9 protein-coding genes are annotated in these 12,155 nt (G+C 48.0%); 5 read left to right on the top strand and 4 right to left on the bottom strand.

The features are described from left to right. Positions 1-93: 93 nt before the first annotated feature. Both ppc and argE read right to left on the bottom strand, forming a co-directional pair. Positions 94-2,727, bottom strand: coding sequence for a phosphoenolpyruvate carboxylase (gene ppc / locus BLS03_RS12350; RefSeq protein WP_093274230.1), 2,634 nt, complete (start codon positions 2,725-2,727; stop codon positions 94-96). 245 nt (positions 2,728-2,972) lie between these two features. Beyond that, complete coding sequence (gene argE, locus BLS03_RS12345) at positions 2,973-4,112, bottom strand: acetylornithine deacetylase (RefSeq protein ID WP_093274227.1); 1,140 nt, start codon at positions 4,110-4,112, stop codon at positions 2,973-2,975. A 156-nt stretch (positions 4,113-4,268) separates the two neighbouring features. Here argE and argC point away from each other — a divergent pair, with 156 nt between their 5' ends. The 4 genes from argC (at position 4,269) to argH (ending at position 9,411) form a co-directional block, all read left to right on the top strand. Next, complete coding sequence (argC, locus tag BLS03_RS12340; RefSeq protein WP_093274225.1) at positions 4,269-5,270, top strand: N-acetyl-gamma-glutamyl-phosphate reductase; 1,002 nt, start codon at positions 4,269-4,271, stop codon at positions 5,268-5,270. A gap of 25 nt (positions 5,271-5,295) precedes the next feature. After that, entirely contained in the window at positions 5,296-6,084 is a 789-nt protein-coding gene (gene argB, locus BLS03_RS12335) for an acetylglutamate kinase (protein ID WP_093274222.1), read from the top strand. 93 nt (positions 6,085-6,177) lie between these two features. Continuing rightward, positions 6,178-7,392, top strand: coding sequence for an argininosuccinate synthase (locus tag BLS03_RS12330; RefSeq protein ID WP_093274220.1), 1,215 nt, complete (start codon positions 6,178-6,180; stop codon positions 7,390-7,392). Positions 7,393-7,536: 144 nt separating this feature from the next. Continuing rightward, positions 7,537-9,411 carry an argininosuccinate lyase gene (argH, locus tag BLS03_RS12325; RefSeq protein WP_093274218.1) on the top strand — a complete coding sequence of 625 codons (1,875 nt, stop codon included), beginning with the start codon at positions 7,537-7,539 and terminating at the stop codon, positions 9,409-9,411. Between the two features lie 214 nt (positions 9,412-9,625). On the opposite strand, the gene BLS03_RS12320 is transcribed toward argH, so the two are convergent. Together BLS03_RS12320 and BLS03_RS12310 are read right to left on the bottom strand one after the other, a co-directional pair. After that, positions 9,626-9,895, bottom strand: coding sequence for a DUF3624 domain-containing protein (locus BLS03_RS12320; protein WP_093274215.1), 270 nt, complete (start codon positions 9,893-9,895; stop codon positions 9,626-9,628). A 428-nt stretch (positions 9,896-10,323) separates the two neighbouring features. Beyond that, positions 10,324-11,058, bottom strand: a complete 735-nt coding sequence (locus BLS03_RS12310; protein ID WP_093274210.1) for a glutathione peroxidase — start codon at positions 11,056-11,058, stop codon at positions 10,324-10,326. Positions 11,059-11,220: 162 nt separating this feature from the next. Here BLS03_RS12310 and oxyR point away from each other — a divergent pair, with 162 nt between their 5' ends. After that, positions 11,221-12,108 carry a DNA-binding transcriptional regulator OxyR gene (gene oxyR, locus BLS03_RS12305; protein WP_093274208.1) on the top strand — a complete coding sequence of 296 codons (888 nt, stop codon included), beginning with the start codon at positions 11,221-11,223 and terminating at the stop codon, positions 12,106-12,108. The last annotated feature ends 47 nt before the right edge of the window (positions 12,109-12,155 follow it).

Raw genomic sequence — 12,155 nt, 5'->3', positions numbered from 1 at the left:
AATTATGTTATAAGAAGTGGTTTTAGAGAATTATACTGCTTGTTTGGTGGGTAAAAAAAGGGATGCCTTGGTGGCATCCCTAAATGTAGCGTCTTAACCTGTGTTGCGCATACCTGCAGCAATACCTGCAATGGTCACCATCAACGCTTCTTCAAGCTCAGGTGAGTCGACCTCGGTTTTACGTGTTCGGTACAGTAGCTCCGCTTGCAACATATTCAATGGTTCAACATAGATATTCCGTAAGCGAATCGATTCGAGACCCCACGGATCGCTTTGCATCAAGTTTTCGTTATTCTCGACATTCAGCACCGCTTTGATGTCTTTTTGTAGCTGTTCACGTAAACGTTCGCCAAGTGGCAACAGTTTAGGGTCAGCCAGTCTTTCATCATAGTAGCGTGAAATAGAGATGTTACATTTCGAGAACACCATCTCAAGCATGCCAAGACGGGTTGAGAAGAATGGCCATTCACGGCACATTTCTTCAAGCAAAGCTTGATGGCCTTTGTCGATTGAATATTGAATCGCTTCACCAGCTCCCAACCATGCTGGTAAGACTAAGCGGTTTTGGCTCCAAGAGAAGATCCATGGAATAGCGCGCAGGCTTTCCACGCCACCATTTGGGTTACGTTTCGCAGGGCGAGAGCCCAGTGGCAGTTTGCCCAATTCCAATTCAGGTGTGGCTTGACGGAAGTAAGGAACGAAATCCGGTTCACCACGCACGATGTGGCGGTATGCTTCGCAGCTGACATTGGAGAGAACTTCCATCAAGTCGCGCCAATCTTGTTTTGGCTCTGGAGGCGGAAGTAGGTTCGCTTCGAGGATGGCACTGGCATAGAGGTTAAAGCTGTTAACTGCAACTTCTGGAAGGCCAAGTTTAAAGCGAATCATCTCGCCTTGTTCTGTCACACGCAAACCGCTCTTCAAGCTTTTTGGTGGCTGAGAAAGTAGCGCCGCATGAGCAGGCGCACCGCCGCGACCAACGGTACCACCGCGGCCGTGGAATAGAGTCAGTTCAACACCTTCCGCTTCGGCAACCGCAACCAGTTTTTCCATTGCGCTGTACTGTGCCCAGCCTGCAGCCATGACGCCAGCATCTTTGGCTGAATCAGAGTAGCCGATCATGACCATTTGGTGGTTTTGAATAAAGCCGCGATATAGGTCAATGTTCATCAACTGTTTGATAACTGCTTCAGCGTTGTTTAAGTCGTCAAGGGTTTCAAACAGTGGGCAGACGTCCATACGATATGGGCAACCCGCTTCTTGCAACAACAAATGAACCGCTAAGACATCAGAAGCGGTACGCGCCATGGAGATAACATAAGCGCCAAACGCTTCGCGAGGCTGCGCGGCGATGATACGACAAGTATCAAGCACCTCTTTGACTGGCGCCGATGGCTCCCAGTCTCTTGGCAGCAACGGGCGCTTAGAGCTGAGTTCATTGGTTAAAAACGCAACTTTATCTTGTTCGCTCCACTGGTCGTAATCACCAAGGCCTAAGTAGCGTGTCAATTCAGACAGAACATCAGAATGGCGAGTGCTTTCTTGGCGAATATCGAGGCGAACGAGGTGAACACCAAAGGCTTTAACACGGCGTAGAGTATCGAGCAGAGAACCATCCGCAATCACGCCCATACCGCATTCGTGTAGTGATTGGTAACACGCGTAAAGCGGTTCCCACAACTGGTTGATGTTGCGTAGTGGCGCCTTAACACTGAGCTCTTGGCCATGAATTTTGGCATCAAGAATCTCTTTGGTCGACATCAGGATCTGGCGAATCTGCTTGAGCACTGCACGGTAAGGTTCGTGTTCATCTTCACCAGCCAGTTCACGCAGGGCGTCGTTACACTTCACCATCGACAGTTCGCTGATCAGCTCATTGATATCATTGAGGTAAAGATCAGCCGCTTTCCAGCGCGACAGCAATAGGACTTCACGAGTGATGGTGTGAGTCACAAATGGGTTACCGTCACGGTCGCCACCCATCCACGATGAGAAGTGAACCGGGCGTGCATCGATTGGCAAGCCTTCATCAAGGTAGTCAGTCAGCTTGTCATTAAGCTCACGTAGGAATTCAGGCACCGCTTCCCAGAGTGAATTTTCAACCACAGCAAAGCCCCATTTCGCTTCATCAAGCGGCGTTGGGCGCTGTTTGCGGATGACATCTGAGTGCCAGCTTTGCGCGATAAGCTGCTCTAGGCGGCGTTCGGTTTTTTGGCGCTCTTTTGGCACCAGATCGCTTAGCTCGAGCTTGGACAAACACTCGTTAATCTTGACTAACTTATTGATCATGGTGCGACGGGTGATTTCCGTCGGGTGAGCGGTAAGCACGAGCTCAATATTTAAATCTCGGACGGCTTGCGCGGCGTCGAGCTTGCTGACTTTATTTTGTTGTAGTTTGGCAAACAAGCTGTTGATCGCATCGGGTTCACATACGTGAGATTCGCAGTGGCGCGAGATTGTATGGTATTGCTCGGCGATGTTGGTGAGGTTCAAAAATTGGTTGAATGCTCGAGCGACGGGCGTTAGGTGCTCGTCGGGTAGATTCTTAATTTCTTCAATCAGGTTATCACGGTCTGATTGATTACCTGCGCGGGCTGATTTAGAAAGCTTACGAATTGTTTCCACTTTCTCGAGGATTTCGTCTCCGTGGGCATCACGGATAGTATTCCCCAATAAATGCCCTAGCATACTTACGTTGCTTTTGAGCGCAGAATATTTCTCGTTCATTGTCGTCCTGCCTTGTAAAAAAATTACATCCATTGTTCTTTTATTTAAATGAACAATCTAACGAAAAATGGAATGGCGAGCAAATAATGAAGTGCTCGTTTCTCTGGTTTCTCCTTTTCGAGTTTGATACTGCGAGTTAATCCATTTTTCTCACTCAGTATACTGAAAAAAAATTACAAATTTGATGTCGTAAATCAGAAGAATTACAGGTTAGGCGCCATTATGCGGCCTAACCTGTTACTAAATTACTGAAAACAGTAATTGCGTATTGAATCTTGTAAAATGCGAATGGTTGGGTCGATAAACTCAAACGCCAAAAACTCATCCGGTTGGTGGGCTTGGTCGATAGAGCCTGGGCCTAAAACCAACGTTGGGCACAGCTGTTGCAAAAATGGCGCTTCGGTACAGTAGTTGACGGTTTGAGACGCCGTTTCACTGATCGATTCCATCTGATGAACAAACGGGTGATCGTGTTCACATTCATAACCCGGAATCGCATCGTGCAATGGGCGAATGTCGATAAGCCCTGGCCACTTCGCTTCGATTTCTTTCAGAGCGCCGCGCAGCATATTGTCTAAACCATCTAAAGAGATGCCCGGTAGCGGTCTCACATCATAGTGCAGTTCACAGCAGCCACAAATTCTATTTGGGCTATCGCCGCCATGAATGTGGCCTAAGTTCAGCGTTGGGTGTGGAATGGCAAAGCCTGGGTGGTGATACTCTTTAACCAGCTTGTCACGCAGTTTCATCATCGCAAACAAAATCTCGTGCATGATCTCAATCGCGTTGATGCCCAAAGACGGATCTGAGGAGTGCCCTGAGCGCCCAGTCACTCGAATCGCATTCGCGACATGCCCTTTATGGCCACGTACTGGCACCAAGCTTGTTGGTTCTCCAATAATGCAATAGTCCGGTTTAATTGGTGCTTCATCGGTAAAGCGGCGTGCGCCAAGCATGGTGGTTTCTTCATCGCAGGTCGCGAGTATATAAAGCGGCTTGGTTTGCTTTGACCAATCAACTTTTTTCACCGCTTCTATAATGAAGGCAAAAAAGCCTTTCATGTCGGCAGTACCTAAACCGTAAAAACGGTTGTTGTCTTCGGTCAGGGCATGCGGATTGTAATTCCACTTGCCTTCGTCAAACGGCACTGTGTCACTGTGGCCAGCCAGTAGTAAGCCACCTTCACCTTGTCCTTTACGTGCTAGCAGGTTGTATTTGCCTTTTTCTTGCTCGGTTATCTGTAGTTCAAATCCCAAGTCCTGTAACCAGCTTGCGAGTTTGTTGATGACTTTTTCATTTCCTTCGTCCCAGCTAGGGTCAGTTGAGCTGATTGAAGAGGTCGAAATGAGGCCTCGGTAGACCTCAATAAATCCAGGTAATTGCATATTATCTTCGCCTTGGCTGTTGACAGAGATTCACTTAACAGGTAAAAGACATATTAAATCATTTTTTATGAATAAAAAATCAATAAACCTGAAATTTTGTAAATTTATAAGCAGTATTCAGGTTTGTTTTTTACCCCGAAATTTGGATGTTTGAACATGTTAAAAACCACAATAATCGGAGCTAGCGGATACACAGGTGCGGAGTTGGCCATCATGGTCAAGAAACATCCAGCCCTCACGCTATCAGGTTTGTATGTTTCCGCCAATAGTTTAGATGCAGGAAAGTCCATTGCGGAGCTGCACGGGCAGTTGGCGGGGATTGTGGATGACGCGGTGTTACCGCTGACCGACGTTGAAGCGGTAGCGAAACAATCAGATGTGGTTTTTCTTGCGACAGCGCATGAAGTCAGCCACGACCTTGCGCCGGTGTTCCTAGAGCACGGCTGTAAAGTCTTTGATCTGTCTGGAGCATTTCGCGTCAATAACAGTGAGTTTTATCCGACCTTTTATGGGTTTGAACATCAACACGGCGGTTGGCTAGAAAACGCGGCTTACGGATTGGCCGAGTGGAACGTGCAACAAATCAAGGATGCACAATTGATTGCGGTACCTGGGTGTTACCCAACGGCATCGCAATTGGCGATAAAACCTCTGGTGGAAGCGGGTTTGGTGGATACACAGCAGTGGCCTGTGATCAATGCGGTTAGTGGTGTGACTGGCGCTGGGCGTAAAGCCACCATGACCAACAGCTTTTGCGAGGTGAGCTTACACCCTTATGGCGTATTTACTCACCGCCATCAGCCAGAGATTTCAAGCCACCTAGGTTGTGACGTGATCTTCACGCCTCACCTTGGCAATTTTAAACGTGGCATCTTAGCTACCATCACCATGAAACTAAAAGCGGGTGTGAGTGAGCAAGATGTCGCGAAAGCGATCAACGATGCCTATAAAGAAAAGCCGCTGGTGAGAATCAAGAATGCCATGCCACAGCTGCAAAACGTACAAAAAACACCGTTTTGCGATATTGGCTGGAAGGTTCAAGGCGAGCACGTCATCGTTGCATCAGCAATTGATAACTTATTGAAAGGCGCATCCAGTCAAGCGATGCAATGTGTCAACATCCACTTTGGATACCCTGAGCTTACGGCTTTACTGTAAGTAAAGCTCTCTGGAAGGAAACGTTATGGCAGATAACACTCAAACTCCGTTAGTCATCAAACTTGGTGGCGCTGCATTGGAGAATACTGAAACCCTGAGTCATCTTTTTGGGGCAATAGCGACTTACCAGCAGCAAGCTCAGCGACGAATTGTCATCGTGCACGGCGGTGGTTACCTAGTGGACGATTTAATGGCCAAATTGCAGCTGAGATCTGAAAAGAAAGACGGTTTGCGTGTGACGCCTTATGACCAAATTCCAGTCATCGCAGGTGCGTTGGCGGGGACGGCGAACAAGATGCTGCAAGGACAAGCGATCAGCAGTGGTTTGAATGCCGTTGGTCTATGCCTTGCTGATGGTGGTCTTTGCGTTGTCGAAGAGTTAGACCCAGAGCTTGGCGCGGTGGGTAAAGCAACCCCAGGCAATGCTGCGGTTGTGCAAGCAATTTTGGCGGCTAATGCTCTGCCTATTATCAGCTCTATCGGTTTGACCCTTGATGGACAGATGATGAACGTCAACGCCGACCAAGCCGCAGTGGCTGTCGCGGGCGCGCTTGATGCTGAATTAGTACTGCTTTCAGATGTCAGCGGTGTATTGGATGGCAAAGGTCATTTACTGCATAGCCTCGATGACGACCAAGCTCAGAAGTTGATTGCTGGCAAAGTGATTACCGACGGCATGATCGTCAAAGTTAATGCGGCACTCGAAGCCGCGAAAGAATTAGGCCGTGCGGTTGAAGTGGCCACATGGCGTTACCCTGAAAAGCTTGCCACTTTATTTGCTGGCCAAAGCATCGGTACTCGATTTTTACCCTAATGATTCGTCGTTAGGCATGAATGACCCACAGAATTAATGAATAAAACCTTAGCCTGACCGCCAAGCGCAGCGCTAAGCAATTGGAGAAACAAAATGAGCAAAGTTGAAGTTAACAAAGTTGTTGTTGCATACTCAGGCGGTCTGGATACCTCAGTGATCATTCCGTGGCTAAAAGAGAACTACGATTGTGAAGTGGTGGCATTTGTTGCTGATGTTGGCCAAGGCGCAGAAGAGCTTGAAGGCGTTGAAGCGAAAGCCAAAGCTTCTGGCGCTTCAGAATGCTACGTCGTTGACCTAAAAGAAGAAATGGTTGCTGACTACATCTACCCAACACTCAAAACTGGTGCGTACTACGAAGGCAAATACCTGCTAGGTACGTCAATGGCACGTCCGATCATTGCGAAAGCGCAAGTTGAAATCGCGCGTAAAGTTGGCGCGGATGCACTATGTCACGGCTGTACTGGTAAAGGTAATGACCAAGTGCGTTTTGAAGGTGCTTTTGCAGCCCTTGCCCCTGATCTAAAAGTAATTGCGCCATGGCGTGAATGGGATTTGGTAAGCCGTGAAGAGTGTTTGGACTACCTTGCTGAGCGCAACATTCCATGTACTGCATCACTCACTAAAATCTACTCCCGCGATGCAAACGCGTGGCACATCTCAACCGAAGGTGGCGTTCTAGAAAGCACTTGGAATGCGCCAAACGAAGATTGCTGGGCTTGGACTGTTGACCCAGAGCAAGCGCCAAACGAAGCAGAATACGTGACTATCGGCGTGCAAAATGGCGAAGTCGTTAGCGTTGATGGCCAAGAGCTTAGCCCATACCAAGCGCTAGTAACACTAAACGAGAAAGGTGTTAAACACGGCGTGGGTCGTATCGACATCGTTGAAAACCGTTTGGTGGGTATGAAGTCACGTGGCTGCTACGAAACTCCGGGGGGCACCATCATGATGGAAGCTCTGCGCGCCGTTGAGCAACTGGTATTAGATAAAACTTCGTTCGAATTCCGCGAAGAACTTGGTGTAAAAGCGTCGCACCTTGTATACGATGGTCGTTGGTTCACACCGCTACGTAAATCGATTATGGCAGCGGCAGAATCTTTGGCGGCAGATGTTAACGGTGAAGTTGTGGTTAAGCTTTACAAAGGTCAAGCAACCGTAACGCAAAAACGTTCTGACAACAGCCTCTACTCTGAAGAGTTTGCGACCTTCGGCGCAGATGAAGTATACGACCAAAGCCACGCTGGCGGCTTTATCCGTCTGTACTCTCTTTCTAGCCGTATTCGTGCGCTAAACGAAGCCAAAAAGTAATAAGTTGATGAACCAAGCAATGCACTTGGTTCACATCATCACTAGAAGCTAAGCAAAGATCGCGACGCGCGGTCTTTGCTGCAATCAAATTCGAGTCACAGAGATAACACACGCATTGTGACTGGAAGTCGTAGGAGAGACGCAATGGCATTATGGGGCGGAAGATTTTCCCAAGCAGCAGACACTAGGTTCAAAGATTTTAACGACTCGCTTCGCTTTGATTACCGATTGGCTGAACAAGATATTGTTGGTTCGATTGCTTGGTCAAAAGCCCTTTTGTCGGTCAATGTATTAAGTGAAGAAGAGCAGCAGAAGCTGGAACTGGCACTTAATGAGCTGAAACTTGAAGTGATGGAAGATCCGAACCAGATCCTGCGTTCGGATGCAGAAGACATTCACTCTTGGGTTGAACAACAGCTGATCGGTAAAGTGGGAGACCTCGGTAAGAAACTCCATACTGGCCGTTCGCGTAATGACCAAGTTGCTACCGACTTAAAATTATGGTGTCGTCAACAAGGACAACAGTTGTTGCTTACCCTTGACCGTCTGCAAAAACAGATGGTCAATGTCGCCAAGCAACATCAAAATACTGTGCTTCCGGGTTACACCCACCTGCAACGTGCTCAGCCAGTGACGTTTGCTCACTGGTGTCTTGCATATGTTGAAATGTTTGAACGTGATTACTCGCGTCTGAGTGATGCGCTGATTCGTCTTGATACTTGCCCATTGGGCTCTGGCGCGCTGGCGGGTACCGCTTACCCAATTGATCGTGAAAAACTCGCCCATCACTTAGGGTTTGGCCGTGCAACTCGCAACTCACTGGATTCTGTTTCCGATCGCGACCACGTGATGGAGCTGATGTCGGTTGCCTCGATTTCCATGCTGCATTTATCGCGTTTGGCAGAAGACATGATCTTCTACAACTCAGGCGAATCTGGCTTTATCGAATTGGCGGATACTGTCACTTCTGGTTCGTCGTTGATGCCGCAAAAGAAAAACCCTGATGCGCTTGAATTGATTCGTGGTAAAACTGGCCGTGTATACGGCGCTCTGGCTGGCATGATGATGACAGTTAAAGCGTTGCCACTGGCGTACAACAAAGATATGCAAGAAGACAAGGAAGGGCTGTTTGAAGCGCTGGATACTTGGAATGACTGCATGGAAATGGCCGGATTGTGCTTTGATGGCATCAAAGTCAACGGTGAACGTACGCTTGAAGCCGCCAAGCAAGGTTATGCTAACGCAACAGAATTAGCTGATTACTTAGTGGCGAAAGGCATTCCATTCCGCGAAGCGCACCATATTGTGGGTGTGGCCGTGGTGGGTGCAATTCAAAAAGGCTGCGCCCTTGAAGAGCTAAGCCTTGCTGAACTTAAAGAGTTTTCTGCGGTTATCGAGCAAGATGTCTATGACATCCTGACGATAGAATCGTGCTTGGAAAAACGCAGCGCTTTGGGCGGCGTATCGCCTAAGCAAGTGGCGTACGCGGTTGAGCAAGCGGACAAGCGTCTGCTTAAGCGCGATATCTCAACGGTTAAGGTTCGTCCTGCTCGTTTGACGGATGTCGAATCGCTGGAAGGTATGGTGGCGTACTGGGCCAACCTTGGTGAGAACTTGCCGCGCTCGCGCAATGAGCTTATTCGCGATATCGGCTCGTTTGCTGTCACGGAAAATAATGGTGAAGTCACCGGTTGTGCATCGCTTTATGTGTATGATTCGGGTTTAGCTGAGATTCGCTCACTGGGTATTGAACCGGGCTGGCAAGGTCAAGGTCAAGGCAGCGCTATCGTTCATCATCTGGTGGAAAAAGCGCGTCAAATGGCCATCAAAAAAGTGTTTGTGTTAACGCGCACGCCAGAGTTCTTTATGAAGCAGAGCTTTTTGCCAACCTCAAAATCGTTACTGCCAGAAAAAGTGCTAAAAGATTGCGATCAGTGCCCTCGTCAGCACGCTTGCGATGAAGTGGCTCTGGAAATTAACTTGGTTGAGCAAGTAATTGCTCAGGTAAGTGTTGCATAAGATTTTGATTTATAAGCAAAGCTAAAAATATTAAAAAAATGATCAAAAAAGATCGTCTTAATTGGGAACTAACAAGAGAAAGCGAAGTCTATTAAAGTACCACTGCTTTTTCTTAGAAGTTCTCTAAGAGAGCCCCAGAACTCACTTGGTTTTGGGGCTTTTTTGTATCTATCACTTGTCTGTTTTTCAGGCCTTATTTCTAGGCTAATATCGCTCACTCTTGGTCATCCTGATTGCTCAGTCCGCGCCGTTTTCGCAGTGGCAGAATCACAAACCGCATCCACAGATGTAAAAACAGCAATGCGTTGAAACCAAAGCCAGCGACCAGCAGCGCGATGGATTGAATCGACTTAGGCTGCTCGCGAAACGCAAACCACCATACTAACCAGCAGATGACCGACAGCGCAGTGAGTTGATCCATACAGCGCTGACAGCGACCAATTTTTTTCCAAAACCAATGGGTTTGACAGTGTGGGCAAGTCATAAATGGGTAGGGTTAGAAATAGCGATGTCACCATGCTAGCAGACAAGTGTGTGAGTGTTGATGGGGGATGGGGGTTTTTGTTGCAATATCTAACCGAAATCGCGATAAGCGGCAGCAAAAAGAATTCCCTCAACACTTCAGGAGAGAGTAACAGAGTGTTGAGGGACTTCTACCTGAGACACAACTGGCTATCGAAACCACAACAAAGGCAGTGTGCGAACCTTTGTGGCGAGATAGCACTTGGCGTTCAGGCCCCACAGCAGTGCAGTGCATACACTTAGTTCGTTGAAGAGAAGCTTCTGCAGGGACAAACCAGTAACAGCCTGTAGAAGCTTCTACTTCAAACTCGATGGTTTCCGCGGCGTAAAAGGTGGCCTCAAACGAGGCCGTTACGCCAGGGGAACGTAAATCTCAATGTGATTGTAAATCTAAGTATGGTTTAGTAGGGCGTCGAGTTCATCACTTCCGCCGACGTGCTGACCACCAATAAAAATTTGCGGTACGCTGCTGCGTCCAGATACCGCATTGAGTGTGATGGCAGTGACGTTTTTGCCCACGACCACTTCCTCATACTCTAATTTATGCTTGCTGAGCGTCTGTTTCGCTTTGATGCAAAACGGGCAATCCGGCTTAGTAAACAGCGTAATGGGCTCTTGAGTTTGGTGCTCCGGTGCAATATAGCTGAGCATGGTATCGGCATCGGAAACCGCAAACGGGTCGCCCGGTTGATCGGCCTCGATAAACATTTTTTCGATGACGCCATTTTTAACCAGCATGCTATAGCGCCAAGAACGCTGACCAAATCCAAGTTTGTCTTTATTGACCAGCATTCCCATCGCTTGGGTAAACTCGCCATTACCATCAGGGATGAAATCGATGTTGTCGGCTTGTTGGCTTTCTTTCCAAGCGTTCATGACAAACGTATCGTTCACCGAGACACATAGAATCGCGTCGACGCCGTGCTGCTGGAATGTGGCAAACAACTGGTTGTAGCGCGGCAGATGGCTGGCTGAGCAAGTGGGCGTGAATGCGCCAGGCAAACTGAACACAATAACGGTTTTGTCTTTAAACAGTTGCTCTGTGGTGACATTGACCCATGCATCGTGTTGGCGAATGGGAAATGTAACCTGAGGGACGCGCTGTCCTTCTTTCGATGCAAACATGTTTAAGTCCTTCACTTGTTTATTGTTTATGCTACTAACCGAGATTTTTGCCACAACCTTAGGTGCGAAACCTTTGGCTTGGCGACATTATCGAAAAAAGTCTTTGATAGCTCTAATCGTTTGGTGCTATGGTTTTGATAGCTTTTTTCTATGGATATGGCAATGAACATTCGAGACTTTGAATATTTGGTCGCTCTTGCAGAGCACAAACATTTTCGCAAAGCGGCGGAAGCTTGTTTTGTCAGTCAGCCAACACTGAGTGGACAGATTCGCAAGCTGGAAGATGAATTGGGGACCGCGCTATTGGAGCGCAGCAGTCGCCGTGTTTTGTTTACCGAAGCGGGTTTGCAGTTGGTGGATCAGGCTAAGCGTATATTGACCGAAGTGAAAACCTTCAAAGATATGGCGAGCGGTCAAAGCGGAGAAATGACAGGTCCGATTCATATTGGCTTCATTCCAACCTTAGGTCCGTATATCCTGCCACTGATCATTCCTTATCTAAAAGAGCATTTTCCGCAGCTGGAACTGTTTCTTCATGAGGCGCAAACCAAGCAGTTAGTGCGCGAGTTGGAAGATGGTCGCCTTGATTGCGTGGTATTGGCATCAGTGGCTGAAACTGAGCCATTTAAAGAAATTCCAATTTACGATGAGCCGCTAAGTATCGCGGTGCCATGCGACCATGAATGGGCGGAACTCGAACGCGTCAATATGGAACAGCTCAAAGGGCGTACTGTGTTGTCATTGGGCGATGGTCACTGTTTACGTGATCAAGCTTTGGGCTTTTGTTTTGCTGCCGGTGCTAAAGATGATGAGCGCTTTAAAGCCACCAGTCTTGAAACGCTACGCAACATGGTAGCGGCGGGCGCTGGGATTACTCTGTTGCCTAAGTTGTCGCTGCCACACGAAAAACGCAAAGATGGCGTGTGCTATTTAGAAGCGTTTAATCCGCAGCCTTCACGTAGTATCGTATTGGCTTATCGTCCTGGTTCACCACTGCGTTCGCGTTATGAACAGCTGGCCTCTGTGATTCAGAGTCGCCTGATTCAATAACATCAATGGTGTGATCGCCACTGCAGCGATTTAAACGCGAATAAAAA

Origin of the sequence: Vibrio xiamenensis, assembly GCF_900100015.1 — a bacterium.
Taxonomy (GTDB): domain Bacteria; phylum Pseudomonadota; class Gammaproteobacteria; order Enterobacterales; family Vibrionaceae; genus Vibrio; species Vibrio xiamenensis.
Note: the sequence above shows the minus strand (reverse complement) of the source record. Positions and strands in the feature narration are given on the sequence as shown.